This window comes from Niallia sp. FSL W8-0635 (genome assembly GCF_038007965.1).
In the GTDB taxonomy this organism is placed as follows: Bacteria; Bacillota; Bacilli; order Bacillales; family Cytobacillaceae; genus Niallia.
This window is the reverse complement of the sequence record NZ_JBBOYD010000001.1, coordinates 1,282,581-1,298,232: the sequence shown is the minus strand read 5'-3', so window position 1 is coordinate 1,298,232 and position 15,652 is coordinate 1,282,581. Positions and strand designations below refer to the sequence as shown.

The window sequence follows — 15,652 nt, the reverse complement described above, 5'->3', positions numbered from 1 at the left end:
GAAGTTCTCCCTCCATTTTTGTTTTCTTGGGATTATGTTGTTATATGTTTATTACTATAGCATATTTTTAAACTATTCAACATATGGGTTTATTTATAACTTCAAATACTCACATATAATTATAGGAAAAGAGTAAAAGTCCAATACTTTTACTCTTTTCCCGACATTTATCTATGAATAATCATTAATCTTATCTTCATCTCTTCAAAAGAACTTCTTCCTCATATGCTTTCACTTCATTTATCCAAGCCTCACGCACTGGCACATCCATTTGTTCACAGTAATAATCCCAAATAGCCCCAAATGGATAGGTTTTAAATTCTTCCATTAATGCTAGTCTCTCTGTAAAATTCCCTTCCTCTTGTAATTGTTTTAATTTTTCATTTGGAAGTAATAATGCATTTAAAAGTGCTTTAATCATATTTCTTGTACCGATTGTCCATGCTGCCACTCTGTTAATGCTAGCATCAAAGAAATCAAGGCCGATAATTACTTTGTTTAATGCATCATTACGTACGATTTCTACAGCAATTTCTTTTAGTTCATCATCCAAAATAACAACATGATCACTATCCCATCTTACTGGTCTAGATACATGCAATGCTAATTTATCACTAAATAAAAGCATGGAAGAAATTTTGTTAGAAACGGTTTCTGTTGGGTGATAGTGACCAGTATCCATTAGACATAATTTATTATTTTTCAACGCATATCCTAAGTAAAATTCATGTGAGCCTACTACATAGGATTCTGACCCAATTCCAAAAACCTTACTTTCCACTGCATCCAAGTTATATCTTTCATCTGTCGCTACAGCATAAATTTTATCTAAGGAATCCTTTAATCTTTTTCTTGGAGTTAAGCGGTCACTTGGAATATCTTTATAGCCGTCAGGGATCCATATATTCGTTAAAGCAGGAGTTCCTAGTTCTTTCCCAAAATATTCAGCGATTTTTCTACTAGCAATGCAATGCTTAATCCAAAAATCACGAATTTCTTGACTTGGATGAGCTAATGTTAAGCCATCTGCTGCATTTTCATGGGAGAATAGAGTCGGATTAAAATCTAGCCCTAAACCATTTTCTTTTGCCCATTGTACCCAATTTTCAAAATGCTTTGGTTCTAGCTCATCTCTTTCTACAGCAACTCCATTTGTTTCCGCGTAAATAGCATGCAGATTAACACGATGCTTCCCAGGAATAAGAGAGAGCGCTTTCTCTAAATCGCTTCTTAATTCCTCTGGATTCGTTGCTTTTCCAGGATAATTCCCTGTCACATCAATACCGCCGGATAATTCTCTTTGATTTACTTCAAATCCAGCAATATCATCCCCTTGCCAGCAATGAATGGAAATTGGAATATTTCTTAGCTTTTCCAATGCTTCTTCTACATTTACTCCCCATTGCTCATATTGTTGTTTAGCTAAATCAAAATTTTCTTTAATAGACATGTTTATGTCCCCCTTTTATTTGATTGCATCTTCCGCAGCTTTGTATTCTTTTATTTCAAATGATTTCTTTATCATTTGTCTTGCCTCTGATAAACTATCTATTTCTCCTAATGCAATGAACTGTGAAACAATGTTTCCAATTGCTGTCGCTTCAATTGGCCCAGCATATACATCCTTTTTTGTGGCTTCTGCAAGTAACTGATTTAACATTTCATTTTGACATCCGCCGCCAATAATATTAATACTAGGAAAGGATTTTTCGAAAATTTCTTCTATTTCATTTACAGCTGTAATATAGCTTTCTACTAAACTTTCATAAACACATTTTGCTATTTCTCCAGGTGTTGATGGAACCTGTTGCCCTGTTTCTATACAATAGCTCTGAATTTCTTCCACCATATTGTCAGGATTTAGAAAACGATTATCATTTACATTCACAATACTTCTAAAATCATGTGCTGCATTAGCTAAATCAACAAACTCAGCAAAAGAGTATTGATTATTGTAATTTCGTCTTACTTCCTGAATCATCCAGAGTCCCATAATATTTTTCAAAAAGCGAAAGCGGTAATCAATCCCACCTTCATTTGTAAAGTTATAATCTAATGCCTTCGTTACACAGATAGGAAATCTATTTTCAACTCCAATCAGAGACCAAGTCCCTGAACTGATATAGATTGTATCATTAAGTTCGGGTACGGAAATTACTGCAGAACCTGTATCATGTGTCGCAGGTAAAATAACTTTCATATCAAAGCCAAATTCCTCTACCAATTCAGCCTTCAAATTTCCAAGAACAGTATTTGGCTTTTTAATTTCTTGGAACATTTCACTATTAATTTCTAATATATCGAGAATCGTTTTGTCCCATTTTTTTGTAAAAGCATTTAATAACTGGGTAGAAGAGGCATTGGTGTATTCATTTGCCGGAATCCCTGAAAGCAAATAGTGTAAATAATCAGGTATCATTAAAAAGGTTTTCGCCTTTTCTAATACTTCTGGCTGTGTCTTTTTTAAAGCGTATAATTGATAAATGGTATTAAATTTTTGGAATTGAATTCCTGTTTCTAAGTATAATCTTTCCTTCATGATTTTCTGGAATACTTCTTCCATCATGCCATCCGTTCGATCATCCCGATAAGCTACGGCATCTGTCAATCGTTCTCCATCTTCATCTAGTAATACAAAATCTACTGCCCATGTATCAATGCCGATACTTTCTGGCTTAATGCCTAGATCGTTGCATTTTTTTATTCCTTTTTTCACTTCTAAAAAAAGCCTATCCATATCCCAACAGTAATGCTGTCCTTTTTTGATCATCTTATTTTCAAAACGATGAATTTCATTAAGCTCTAATTTCTCATTTTGAACAGATCCGATAATTAGCCTTCCGCTTGAGGCTCCGATATCTACTGCAAGCGTATATCTTGTCATTTCCACCTCTCCTTAAAAAGGATTTAGAAAACGTTTCCTTGCATTTATTGTAATGGTTTTCAACCTTTGAAAAAATAACGTAACTTTTCTTTTTTATTGTCCTTATTTTCCAAACAGCCAACGGTTTTTTTCTAGTATTTCTACTGCTTTAATAGAAAAAATTGTCTTTACAAAGAAAAAACTAGCAAATAGATTACTTTGCTAGCTTTAACCGAAATTCTTTTGGCGTCATTCCATATTTCTCTTTAAATATCCGATAGAAATAGCTAATATTATCATATCCTACTTCTTCAATAATCCGCTTAATCGAAAGATCCGTAGTCTCTAACAGTATTTTCGACTTACTAAGCCGCTTCTCCTGCAGTAGCTCCTTAAAAGTATAGCCTGTTGCTTTTTTTATATTTTTGCTCAAAGAAGACATTGATTGATGTAGCTTTTCTGCTAGTTCATTTAGCGTTCCATTTTGATACTTCTCTTCGATATAGGTCAAAGCTTCAATCACGAGATACTGATTTTGCAATACTCCCTCATTTTGTTGAATTTTATCTGTATTTTTTATAAGCTCTATAATCAATAACCCCATATACAGCTTCATCGTCGATTCCGATAAAATGGAGTTATTTGTTTCTTCTTTTAATAGTTTCCCAATGATGTCTTGGATTTCCATGACATCTGAGACCTTGTAATATAAATATTGTCCACTTTCCGTATGATTAAATAAGCTATTAATAAGAAAATCGGTTAGTTTATTTTCTTCATGTAAATATTGAAAAATAAATTGAAAAAAAGGTGGCTGGATGATGAAATTAACGACAATATCTTCCCGATTACATGCCTGAATTTCATGCTCCATATGCTGATTTAAAAATAAGAGCTCTCCTTTTTTTAGGGATATATGGTCATTACCAACTTTTTGCTTTAAGCTCCCACTCACTACATAATTAATCTCAATATAATTATGCTTATGTTTAGGAAAATCAATAAAACGTGTATGCTTTCTCACCGTAATCATTTTATCTTTCCGCAAAAACTTTTCACTTTCAATAATAAAATTACTTTGACTTGTATAAATATCTTTCATAACACCTTGCTTTTGTTGCACAATACTTTTTTCTTCCTCTGTTAATTCCATTAATTGCTTCAATAAAGCATTTTCCAAGAAGGTCAACCTCCTGTTTGAACGATTTATCATATAATTGGTGAGTTTGTTACACAGAACTTTTGACTTTTTCAATCACCAATCGAAATCGTTTACATTCATTCTACTATAGTATAAGACTTGCTTCTTCTAATATCTACTTAACAATAGAAGGAAACTTCCTTTCACAACTATTTTCCATTCCTATTACAGCAAAAAAGCGGGGATAGAATAAATCCCCACTTTTTATATTATCTAGTGAACGCTGCAGGTACTCCTCCATCAACTGTCAGCATACACCCTGTTGTTTTCTCTGCTTTTGAAGAAGAGAAATAGCAAATCGCTTCCGCAATATCCTTTGGAAAAATATTTACTAATAAAGTAGTTCGTTTCTTATAGTGCTCTTCTAGTTGATCTGGGTCAATTCCATAATTGGCAGCTCTTTCTTCACGCCACTTAGATCCCCAAATAGCAGATCCTTGTAACACAGCATCTGGTAATACCGTATTAACACGAATGCCAAATTCTCCTCCCTCTGCAGCAATACATCTTGCTAGATGTGCTTCCATTGCTTTCACCGAGCTATATGCAGTAACATTTTTCCCTGCATATACAGAGTTTTTGGAACCGATAAATACCATGCTTCCCCCTAAACCTTGCTCTTTCATTTGTTTAAATGCTTCTCTCGCAACTAGAAAATATCCTGTTCCAAGAACATTTACATTTAAATTCCATTCTTGTAAAGAAGTTTCATCAAATGGACTAGATGTTGCAAGTCCAGCATTATTGACGATAATATCCACTCCTCCAAATGTAAGAGCTGTTTTCTTGTAGGCTTCTTTCACAGCTTCTTCACTTGTTACATCCATCTTAACTGCTAGCGCACGTTTAGAACCGTACTTTTCATTGATTTCTGCCGCTACCTTTTCTGCACCTTCTATATTAAGATCCGCAATAACAACATGTGCTCCTAGGTCTGCAAATAGTCGGCAAGTTTCACTACCAATACCACCCGCTCCTCCAGTAACAAATGCAACTTTACGAGAGAATTCCGCTTCTTTTGGTGCTAGAGATAATTTATATAATTCCAGTGGCCAATACTCGATTTTAAATGACTCATTTTCATTTAATGATACAAATTCTCCTAAAGTAGTAGCACCCTTCATTACAGAGATTGCACGATGGTATAATGCTCCGCTCACTTCAGCCATAGCAAGCGTTTTTCCCGTGTTAACCATTCCAATTCCAGGAATTAAAATAACCCGAGGAGCTGTTTCTGAAATTTGATCTCCAGCTTCTTTATTTCTTTCAAAATAAGCAATATACTCATTTTTAAAGTTTTCCACACCTTTTTTTATGCTTTCTTTTAAACTAGCAATATCTTTTGTAGCCGGATCCCACTCTATATATAAAGGTTGTCTTTTCGTATGTACAAGATGGTCTGGGCAAGCTGCACCTATTTGTGATAAACGCTTTGCATCCTTGCTATTCACGAATTGAAGTACTTCTTCCTCTCTATCATAGGTTAAAAGCATCTGTTTTTCTTCGCTAATTGCTCCTCGAATTACTGGTAGCACTTGGCTAAGAATCTCTTCTGCCGATTCCTTCGATAAAGCAGAATATTTCTCTCCACCAAAAACTTTTTCTTCTTCTATTTTATTATGAATATAGCTTTCTGCTTCGTTAATAAAAGTGATTGTTTTTTCATAGCTTTCCTCAGCTGTCTCTCCCCAAACAACAAGACCATGCTTTTCCATTAATACTAATTCTGCATTCGGGTTATTCTGTACACCTTCTGCAATCATTTTTGATAGTGTAAAACCTGGTCGGATATAAGGTACCCACACAAAACGATTCCCATAAATTTCTTCGGCGATTTGTTTCCCATTATCTGCACAGCAAATGCTAATAATAGCATCTGGATGGGTGTGATCGACATGTTTATATGGTAAAAATGCGTGTAATAAGGTTTCGATAGACGCTCTTGGATGCGTACTATCAATCATACAATGTGATAAATAAGCAACCATTTCCTCATCAGGCATTTCTTTTCTTTCGATTAATGGTTTAATATCCTCCAGCTTAAGACCTGTAAAATTATGCGCTTTCATTGTTGCTAAGTCTGAACCGCTTCCTTTTACCCACATTACTTCTATCTCTCTTCCACGAAAATCTTTTTCAATTGTCTTCATGGAAGTATTTCCGCCACCCCAATTACATACAGCTCGATCTGAACCAATTAAATTAGATCGGTAAACTAACTCATCTAAACCTTTTTTTAATTGTGAAGCCCTTTCATTATTCCATAAATTCTGAACCATAATAATTCTCCCTTCACAAACTGTTTTTTTATACCCCGATTACATTATACAATATGTTTGTTTGTTTTTGAAATGTTTTATTTATTTTTACTTATAGTTATTTTGTAAAGATTAATCCAAATCATGGCTATTTATATTGATGAGAATGTAATCTTGGTTAGTGTTTTCAGCTTTCATTTACTGGATATACCACTTTTCCCTTACCTATCAATATCTAAAATTCAAACAAAAAAAGAAGCTTAGATAGGTCACCCTAACTTCAGCTTCTTTCCACTTTATTTCCCTAGCATTTCGAGTGTTTCTTCTACACCAACTGCATACTCCTCAAACTTACCATCTTTAATTTTTATCATTGTTGGTGTTCCGGTAATTTCAATTTCCTCTGCACTTTCTGGTGCTTCGTTTCCATAAGCAGTATTATGTGTTGCGATGATTTGATTATCTTCATCTGCTACAATACCCCAGGCAATTTCTTGATTATTTTGAAAATCCTCTATATTTATCCCATCGTTCCATACTTCTTTGCCATCTTCCATTTTTCCAATTACTTTATTAAACTTCTTATGGTGTGCTTCCCAATCATACCAACTAGATTCATTATTTTTGTTCTGCATGTCCACAACATAAATGGGAATATCTCCACCATTGCTAAACTCTATAACATCATTTTCAATTTGTTTGCAATATGTACAAGTGGCTTGCCAAAAATAAACAATATACTCCTCATCTTGCTGGGCAAACGTAGCCGATGCATTTATTTTCTTTATGTCTTCCATTGTATGTATATTCTTACTGTTTAACCACCATATAGCTACAAAACAAATAATAATGATTACTGCGATTGCACTAAAAATAATCGTTGGTTTATTTTGTTTCTTCATTCATCCATCTCCTTTTCTACAATGGCAATACTTATATTCTATCTAAAAAGCCGTCCAAATAAAGCATCAAACTAAACCAAAATTCAACATAATTGTGAACGATTATGAATCAATTGATAACTAATTTTGCCTACTTAGGAGAATCTAGATAGCTAATTCACTATATTCGTATTATTCATTCCTTCTATGATAAAATCAGGATATCTGATAAAGGAGTTGAATAGTGTGAAAGAAAATATTATAAATCGTTTTATATCGTATGCAGTGGTTGATACGCAATCAAATGAAAGCAACTCAGAATGTCCATCTACTCCAGGACAGTTAACACTAGCAAATTTATTAGTGGAAGAACTAAAAGAAATTGGAATGGCCGAAGTAACGATTGATGAAAACGGATATGTTATGGCAACCTTGCCGGCTAATACAGATAATAAGGTTCCAACGATTGGATTTCTAGCTCATTTAGATACAGCCACAGATTTCACGGGGAAAAATGTTCGTCCACAAAAAACAGAAAAATATGACGGGCAAAATATTGTATTAAATAAAGACTTACATATCGTTTTATCCCCTAAAGAATTTCCAGAATTAAAGAATTATGTTGGTCATACATTACTCACTACCGATGGAACAACATTGCTTGGTGCAGATAATAAAGCTGGAATTGCTGAAATTGTAACAGCCCTTATTTACCTAAAAGAAAACCCAGACATTAAACATGGTAAAATTAGAGTTGCCTTTACACCTGATGAAGAAATTGGAAGAGGACCTCATAAATTTAATGTAGAAGCCTTTGATGCAGATTTTGCTTACACAGTTGATGGTGGCCCATTAGGTGAATTACAATATGAAAGCTTTAATGCAGCTGGAGCAAAGATTACCGTAAGCGGCACGAATGTTCATCCAGGGACAGCAAAAGGAAAAATGGTCAATAGTATCAAAATAGCAATGGAATTACAAAACCGTTTACCTGCGAATGAAGCACCTGAATTCACAGAAGGCTATGAGGGCTTTTATCATTTGCTTTCTTTTGAAGGAGATGTAGAAGAGACAAAGCTTTCTTATATTATCCGCGATTTTGATCGATCTTCTTTTGAAGACAGAAAAAATACCCTTCAGGCAATCATACATGAGTTAAATGAAAAGTATGGCGCTAATACGGTAAAACTAGATTTGAACGACCAATACTACAATATGCGTGAAAAAATAGAGCCGGTAAAAGAAATTGTAGACGTCGCATACCAAGCAATGGAAAATCTCGGTATTACACCTATTGTACAACCAATCCGTGGTGGTACAGATGGCTCCCAGCTTTCTTATATGGGACTACCAACACCGAATATATTTACAGGTGGAGAGAATTTCCACGGAAAATATGAATACATTTCTGTAGATAACATGGTGAAAGCGACAAATGTAATCGTAGAAATTGCCCGCTTATTTTCAGAACGAGGAGAATGATAGAAAGAAGGCTCTATGCCTTCTTTTTATCATTTAAATGTTCCTACGAAAAGTGAAGGGAATTTACTCAATAACAACAATATAACCTTTCATTATTAAGCCATCTCACCCTGAATATATTTCGAATACCGAATTAAACTTTGTACTTTTAATAGTTTAGTATATAATAATTCAGTGCCAAAATCCCTATATTCCATGGATTTAGTGGTGAAAGAAAAGATTAGAGGAGTTTTGCAATGAATACAATCAGTAAAATGCAAGAAGAAGTTACACAAAATACAGAATTACATCACTATATATTAGAAACATTTGGACTTCAATCCAAGAAAAAAAGAGTGCGCAAAAAACTTTTTAAACAGGTAATTGCTCAAGAAAAGGTTCTTAAAAAAGTAGTGAAAGAGTTTAAGCAAACAGATCAAGAACAGTCTATTCCGACTCCAAAGCATGAAGAAAGCACTGTTTCTTTTGATACCTTGCCAATTACTACTCTATTAAAAATTGGGAAGGAATTCTTTAAAGAAGAAGAGAGTGTACGTTTTTACTATAATAAAAACAAAGAACCTTTCTATAAAAACAAAGAAATGTTAGTTTCTTGTATATCAACAAATTATGCAGCTGCAACTGCTGAAATTCAAAAAGAAATCATAAATAAATTATAATTCTTTTAAAGTAAGTGATTCAATTCTGATAGCCACTTCTTCTAATCCTTCCATATTACGAAGTGGCTACTATTTTTTTCACACCTTCCACTGTAAAAACGTAACCGCATTCAATCCGCTTGTTCAACACCTCACGTTCTGCTATAATTTTCATGTACATATTTATTAATTCATTTATTTTAAACCACTACGAAAAAGGAGGCTTACATATGATTAAAGTTGCACCCTCCATTCTCTCCGCTAATTTTGCGAAGCTAGGGGAGGAAGTTAAAGATGTTGAGTTAGGTGGAGCTGATTACATTCATGTTGATGTAATGGATGGCCATTTTGTTCCAAACATCACCATCGGTCCACTTATTGTCGAAGCAATTCGACCCGTTACATCATTACCTTTAGATGTTCATTTAATGATTGAAAACCCCGATTCCTATATACCGCAATTTGCAAAAGCTGGGGCTGATATCATCACAGTACATGTGGAAGCATGTCGCCATCTACACCGTACTATTCAATTGATTAAAGAAAACGGGGTAAAATCCGGAGTAGTTTTAAATCCAAGTACTCCTGTTGAAATGATTAAACATATTATCGAAGATATTGACATGGTTCTTTTGATGACCGTTAATCCTGGATTTGGCGGACAAGCCTTCATCCCTAATGTACTTCCGAAAATTAGAGAAGTTCGCCAATTAGCAGATCAATTAAATCCTGCACTTGAGATTGAAGTTGATGGTGGAATTAATGCTGAAACAGCCGTTTTAGTGAAAGAGGCAGGGGCTAATGTTCTTGTTGCTGGGTCATTCATCTATAATAATCCAAATCGCGAAGAAGCAATTAAAGCGATACGTGGATAATTGATACGTCTATTAGTGTGAGCATACTGTTAGCACTACCATATAATAGGAATCTAAAGAGGAGGAATCTATTATTTTTTAGATTCCTTTTTTCTATCCCCTCTCTCTTAACTCCCTTTTATACGCGAGTCTATATTCCGTAAATTTCTCCCCTAAAGCTTATTTCTATTCCAATGACTTATTAATAAGCCAAGAATCCAAAAATAATTATATTAGAAATATTTATTATTTTCATAAAACACTTATTATTTTGACTTCAAAAAGAAAAAAAACATATATTTTCCTATCTACATGTTTCATCAAAAATTTTTTTGACAAATCTAGTATCTTTTCAGTATTATATTAAAATAATAGAGGAGGTTTCATCATGTCAGAATCAAATAAACAGAAAATTGTGGACAGTGTTCCCCAAAAGGGATTTTTTGGGCACCCTAAAGGATTATTCACACTTTTCTTTACAGAATTTTGGGAGAGGTTTTCCTATTATGGAATGAGAGCCATCCTGGTTTATTATATGTACTATGAAGTATCTAAAGGCGGATTAGGTATCTCGGAGGGAACTGCAATTGCTATAGTTTCTATTTACGGTTCCCTTGTCTATATGTCCGGTATTATTGGCGGATGGTTTGCAGATAGAATTTTTGGAACGTCTATGGCCGTTTTCTATGGTGGTATTTTCATCATGCTTGGTCATATTGTTTTGGCAGTTCCAGGCAGTATTACGATGTTCTTTATTTCAATGGTCTTAATTGTTATCGGAACAGGATTATTAAAACCGAACGTATCAAGCATTGTTGGGGAGATGTATAGCCCAGAAGACGCTCGTCGTGATGCTGGTTTTAGTATTTTCTACATGGGTATTAACCTTGGTGGTTTCCTAGCACCAATTATCGTCGGAGAGATTGGAATGAATTATAGCTTCCATCTTGGTTTCGGACTTGCGGCAGTTGGTATGTTATTAGGATTAATTGTATTCATGGTAACAAAGAAGAAGAATCTAGGACTTGCTGGTACAGTTGTGCCAAATCCATTGTCAAAAGATGAAAAGAAAAAAGTATTTTCTTCCATTGGTATTGGTATAGTTGTCCTTGCCATTATTGTAGCCATTACTATTTCTTTAGGTTGGCTTACATTTGATTCATTTATCACGATTATCGGAATTCTTGGATTCTTAATTCCAGCGATTTATTTCACAGTTATGTATCGCAGTCCAAAAACAACTCGTGATGAGCGTTCTAGATTGATTGCGTATATTCCATTGTTCTTAGCTGCTGTTATGTTTTGGGCTATTCAAGAACAAGGATCTACAATTCTTGCTACCTACGCTGATAAACGAACACAATTAGAGTTTGCTGGTTTAAGTCTTTCACCGACAATTTTCCAATCCATCAATCCATTGTTCATCATTATTTTTGCACCAGTATTTGCGTGGATTTGGGTGAAGTTAGGTAATCGTCAGCCTTCTGTTTCTAAGAAGTTTTCCATTGCGTTATTGTTTGCTGGTTTATCCTTCATCATCATGATGTTACCAGCCTATATAAGTGGAGAGAGTACACTAGTAAGCCCATTATGGTTAGTATTAAGCTATTTCCTTGTAGTAGTTGGGGAGCTATGTATATCTCCGGTAGGTTTATCCGCAACAACGAAGCTTGCGCCAGAGGCCTTCTCTGCACAAACGATGAGTCTTTGGTTTTTATCAAGTGCAGCAGCGCAAGCGTTAAATGCACAAATTGCTCCGTTATTTACAAAAATATCAGAAGTTGCATACTTTGGTCTTTTAGGTGGAGCAGCTATTTTCTTAAGTATTATCCTTTTCTTTTTATCACCAATGATTCAGAACAAGATGAAGGGAATAAAATAAACATAGAGATAAGTGGGGGCATCCTCCACTTATTTCTTTTTACATACATTTACGAATTAGAAAATGAACAAGAGATAGCAAGTATTATCCCCCACTTCCTTCATATCCCCCTAGCTATTCTTAGTGCCGCTTATTTCAAAGCCACACCCATATTTGAAGAGTTTACTAGGCTTCTTTTAAGTAGCTTTAAGGCTCGATGCTGTGTTGTCTTCACCTTGCTTTCAGACCAGCCTAAATTGATTGCTGTTTCTCCAATAGACATTTCTTTTAAATACCTACAATAAATGACCTTTTTTTGATCCGCTGTACAGCATCTAAGTAACTGTTTAATCCAATCCAGCTGTTCTTTTTGCAGTGTAATCTCATCAGGAAGTGGCTGTTCATCTTTTATATGAATAGGAATTTCGCTATCAAATGAATAGAAACTTTTTTGCTTTCGAAAATGATCAATGGCTATATTTTTTGCAATCGTATATAACCAAGTTCTCGCACTGCTCTCCCCTTTAAAGAGACACTTTGTTTTAAGAACTCTTATAAAAACCTCTTGAACTAAATCTTCTACCTCCTCCTTTTTAACCCCTAAATATATTAGAAAATGAATTAATTCTTGATTATATTGTCTATAGAGCTCTTCAATCGAACCCACTTCCCCCACTCCCAACAAAACCCAGTGAATCAATGGACAGATAGCTATCAAAAACATTTCTACTAAAATAATGAAAAGAATATAAAAAATTCCATTAACAGATTTTAATGTTTGTTATCTCTATTCGAGTTCTTCATTTAGTTATTACTACCTTAATAGTGTTTATCCATTAAATTTGTTACAAAATAGTTAACTGAGCTACCCTTTGTAACATTAATGAAATATATTATACATCTTAATGTAATAAAAGTCCCATTTTTTTCATTAAATTTCGTTGTTTTTCCATTATTTTTTAAAATGTCTTATAGAAGCGTTGATTTTGCTTTGATTTGGTTGGGAAAACTGTTAAATTGTCATTAAAAGAAAGTCACGTCTCTTATTGCATGAAATTTTTTATATTTATTTTTGATTGAATGAGAGTTGATCTGATTTTTTTTACGATAGATAAGCCATGATTGGAATCCCCATGAATGCATATAGTATCTGCTTGAATAGGAACCTCATCTCCTTGAATCGAGACTACTCTTTTCTCTTTGACCATGTGAAGTATCTGTTCTGCTGCATGAACCGGATCCTGTATGAGAGCTTGTTCCTGTGTACGTGGAGTTAAGCTTCCGTCTGACTGATATGTACGATCTGCAAATACTTCGTTAGCTGTTTTTAAACCATATCGTTTACCAGCCCTGATTAGTTCGCTGCCCCCTAAACCAAAGAGGATATATTCAGGATTCACCTTATAAACAGCTTTAGCGATTGCATCTGCTAATTGGCTATCCTTCGCTGCCATATTATATAATGCACCATGAGGCTTTACATGTTGCATCTTTCCACCTTCTGCTTTTACAATCGCCTCTAATGCTCCTATCTGATAAACAACAAGATCATATACTTCACTGGCTGCCATTTTTATTTCTCTTCTTCCAAACCCCAATAGATCATGAAAGCCAGGATGTGCTCCAATCGCTACTTTATTCCCAAGAGCGAGGCTTACCGTTTTTCTCATCGTTGTTGGATCACCTGCATGAAAACCACAGGCAATATTAACACTTGTTACAAAGGGGATTATCTCTTCATCATTCCCTATATGATAAGCACCATAGCTTTCTCCTAAATCACAATTTATATCAATCGACATTTTGAATTCCTCCAGTTCATTCCATCTTTTTTATTGCCTATTAAAATATCCCTTCGTTTAAAATAATTTTCTTTTTATCAGTTCCTTATTTTCCTTATCTATGCTGATTCTAGATAAGATACCTGTAAACCTGCTAACTTTTTCTACTTTCTTAAAATCTAAAAATGCGATAGTCCCACCAAAAGAGAGACTACCGCATTTTTGATTAAATTATATCTGTTGAGACTATTATTTATTAGTAGTCTTGTTTTTCTTTATTGTTTACACTTTTCTAATCTTTTCAATTTCATCTGCAACAAATTGAACATTTGTTCCAACAATTACTTGAATACTTGTTTTTCCAACAATATTAATCCCTGGTACACCAGTAGATTTTATTTTCTGTTGATTCACCGCATCCATATCTTTTACTTCAATTCGCAAACGTGTAACACAATTATCAACAGATGTTACATTACTGTCTCCGCCAAGACCTTCATAAATTTCAGAAGCCATCACTGCAAATTTATTATCCGTTGTAACGGCCACTTGATCTAAAGATTCATTAACTAACTCATCATCTTCTCTACCTGGTGTTTTAAAATTAAATTTAGTGATAAGAAAACGGAATAATGTATAGTAGATAACGGCAAATACTAGTCCTTGAACAATTAGCATATATGGGTTATTAGCTAATGGCAATTGAGAACTTAATACGAAATCAATTAATCCTCCACTAAAGCTAAAGCCTGCTGTCCAATGAAAGCTCGCTGCAACAAAGAGCGAAATACCCGTTAACAAAGCATGAACAACGTATAGTGCCGGTGCTGCAAACATAAATGCAAATTCAATTGGTTCTGTAACCCCCGTTACAAAGGCAGCGATTCCTGCTGCAAGCATTAAAGAAGCCACTTGTTTTTTTCGTTTCGTTTTTGCTGTATGATACATTGCAAGAGCTGCTGCTGGAAGCCCAAACATCATTACTGGGAAGAATCCAGCCTGATACATACCAGTAATTCCTTTTTCACCATTGCTGGACCAGAAATTATTTATGTCATTTATCCCTGCAATGTCAAACCAGAACACTGCATTCAAAGCATGGTGTAAACCCGTTGGAATGAGTAAACGGTTAAAGAATCCATATATACCAGCTCCAACTGCTCCAATTTTACTGATTGCTTCCCCAAAAGAAACAAGTCCTGAAAAAATAGCTGGCCAAATAAACAATAAGATAACGGAAATGGCAAGCATCGAAACGGCACTAAGAATTGGAATTAGGCGTTTCCCACTAAAGAAGGCAAATGCAGGCGGAAGCTGTGTTTTGCTAAAGCGATTGTATAGTGCTGCCGCAACAGCACCTGCCAAGATTCCGATAAATGCATTTTCAATTTTAGAGAAAGCTAAATTCACATCTTCCACATTAATCCCTTGTAACATCGCTACAGAGGCAGGGGATAATAATGTTTTGACCACTAAGTATGCAACTAATCCACTCATTGCAGAAGCGCCATCCTTATCCTTTGACAAACCTAATGCTACCCCTACTGCGAATAAGATTGCGATATTATCTAGTATGGAAGATCCTGCTTTAATTAGAAAGGATGCAATCGGACTCCCCGCGCCCCATCCACTTGGATCAATGGCATAACCAATCCCCATTAATAACGCTGCTGCTGGTAAAACAGCTACTGGCAGCATTAATGCACGCCCGAGCTTTTGTAAGTATGATTTCATTCAACTTCCCCCTATAATAAAAATAAATTAATATAATGCCATCCTCTACTGCCGTTCTAATATGAGACCTCTATTCACCTTATCTTTTGGGCATCCCTC

Annotated in this window: 12 protein-coding genes; 4 read left to right on the top strand and 8 right to left on the bottom strand. The window is 34.8% G+C overall.

Annotated features, from left to right (window positions below; translation table 11 throughout):
* Positions 1–196: 196 nt before the first annotated feature.
* The 5 genes from rhaA to NYE52_RS06200 all read right to left on the bottom strand — a co-directional run bounded on the left by rhaA (position 197) and on the right by NYE52_RS06200 (position 7,224).
* Positions 197–1,450: an L-rhamnose isomerase gene (gene rhaA, locus NYE52_RS06220; protein ID WP_341192267.1), complete on the bottom strand. Its 1,254-nt coding sequence runs from the start codon at positions 1,448–1,450 to the stop codon at positions 197–199.
* 15 nt (positions 1,451–1,465) lie between these two features.
* The gene (gene rhaB, locus NYE52_RS06215) at positions 1,466–2,884 is read right to left on the bottom strand and encodes a rhamnulokinase (protein WP_341192266.1); all 1,419 of its coding nucleotides are present in this window, start codon (positions 2,882–2,884) and stop codon (positions 1,466–1,468) included.
* A gap of 193 nt (positions 2,885–3,077) precedes the next feature.
* Positions 3,078–4,043 carry an AraC family transcriptional regulator gene (locus NYE52_RS06210; RefSeq protein ID WP_341192265.1) on the bottom strand — a complete coding sequence of 322 codons (966 nt, stop codon included), beginning with the start codon at positions 4,041–4,043 and terminating at the stop codon, positions 3,078–3,080.
* Between the two features lie 230 nt (positions 4,044–4,273).
* Positions 4,274–6,343 (bottom strand): bifunctional aldolase/short-chain dehydrogenase, encoded by a 2,070-nt coding sequence (locus NYE52_RS06205; protein ID WP_341192264.1) that lies wholly within the window; start codon positions 6,341–6,343, stop codon positions 4,274–4,276.
* Between the two features lie 275 nt (positions 6,344–6,618).
* Positions 6,619–7,224, bottom strand: coding sequence for a thioredoxin fold domain-containing protein (locus NYE52_RS06200; protein ID WP_341192263.1), 606 nt, complete (start codon positions 7,222–7,224; stop codon positions 6,619–6,621).
* A 225-nt stretch (positions 7,225–7,449) separates the two neighbouring features.
* On the opposite strand from NYE52_RS06200, the gene pepT reads away from it, so the two are divergent.
* From pepT to NYE52_RS06180, 4 genes are all read left to right on the top strand, one after another.
* Positions 7,450–8,685 (top strand): peptidase T, encoded by a 1,236-nt coding sequence (pepT, locus tag NYE52_RS06195; RefSeq protein ID WP_341192262.1) that lies wholly within the window; start codon positions 7,450–7,452, stop codon positions 8,683–8,685.
* A gap of 236 nt (positions 8,686–8,921) precedes the next feature.
* Positions 8,922–9,344, top strand: coding sequence for a hypothetical protein (locus NYE52_RS06190; RefSeq protein WP_341192261.1), 423 nt, complete (start codon positions 8,922–8,924; stop codon positions 9,342–9,344).
* A gap of 209 nt (positions 9,345–9,553) precedes the next feature.
* Entirely contained in the window at positions 9,554–10,198 is a 645-nt protein-coding gene (rpe, locus tag NYE52_RS06185; RefSeq protein ID WP_341192260.1) for a ribulose-phosphate 3-epimerase, read from the top strand.
* Between the two features lie 367 nt (positions 10,199–10,565).
* The gene (locus NYE52_RS06180; protein ID WP_341192259.1) at positions 10,566–12,059 is read left to right on the top strand and encodes a peptide MFS transporter; all 1,494 of its coding nucleotides are present in this window, start codon (positions 10,566–10,568) and stop codon (positions 12,057–12,059) included.
* Between the two features lie 130 nt (positions 12,060–12,189).
* On the opposite strand, the gene NYE52_RS06175 is transcribed toward NYE52_RS06180, so the two are convergent.
* From NYE52_RS06175 to nagE, 3 genes are all read right to left on the bottom strand, one after another.
* On the bottom strand, positions 12,190–12,705 hold the full coding sequence (locus NYE52_RS06175) for an RNA polymerase sigma factor (RefSeq protein ID WP_341192258.1): 516 nt from the start codon (positions 12,703–12,705) through the stop codon (positions 12,190–12,192).
* Positions 12,706–13,081: 376 nt separating this feature from the next.
* Complete coding sequence (locus NYE52_RS06170) at positions 13,082–13,840, bottom strand: LamB/YcsF family protein (RefSeq protein ID WP_341192257.1); 759 nt, start codon at positions 13,838–13,840, stop codon at positions 13,082–13,084.
* Positions 13,841–14,101: 261 nt separating this feature from the next.
* Positions 14,102–15,553, bottom strand: coding sequence for an N-acetylglucosamine-specific PTS transporter subunit IIBC (nagE, locus tag NYE52_RS06165; protein WP_341192256.1), 1,452 nt, complete (start codon positions 15,551–15,553; stop codon positions 14,102–14,104).
* Positions 15,554–15,652: the final 99 nt, after the last annotated feature.

What these genes read in the sequence shown, in the direction of transcription:
- rhaA (WP_341192267.1), bottom strand. Translation starts at nt 1,450, where the DNA reads ATGTCTATTAAAGAAAATTTTGATTTAGCTAAACAACAATATGAGCAA.
- rhaB (WP_341192266.1), bottom strand. Translation starts at nt 2,884, where the DNA reads ATGACAAGATATACGCTTGCAGTAGATATCGGAGCCTCAAGCGGAAGG.
- NYE52_RS06205 (WP_341192264.1), bottom strand. Translation starts at nt 6,343, where the DNA reads ATGGTTCAGAATTTATGGAATAATGAAAGGGCTTCACAATTAAAAAAA.
- NYE52_RS06200 (WP_341192263.1), bottom strand. Translation starts at nt 7,224, where the DNA reads ATGAAGAAACAAAATAAACCAACGATTATTTTTAGTGCAATCGCAGTA.
- NYE52_RS06190 (WP_341192261.1), top strand. Translation starts at nt 8,922, where the DNA reads ATGAATACAATCAGTAAAATGCAAGAAGAAGTTACACAAAATACAGAA.
- rpe (WP_341192260.1), top strand. Translation starts at nt 9,554, where the DNA reads ATGATTAAAGTTGCACCCTCCATTCTCTCCGCTAATTTTGCGAAGCTA.
- NYE52_RS06180 (WP_341192259.1), top strand. Translation starts at nt 10,566, where the DNA reads ATGTCAGAATCAAATAAACAGAAAATTGTGGACAGTGTTCCCCAAAAG.
- NYE52_RS06170 (WP_341192257.1), bottom strand. Translation starts at nt 13,840, where the DNA reads ATGTCGATTGATATAAATTGTGATTTAGGAGAAAGCTATGGTGCTTAT.
- nagE (WP_341192256.1), bottom strand. Translation starts at nt 15,553, where the DNA reads ATGAAATCATACTTACAAAAGCTCGGGCGTGCATTAATGCTGCCAGTA.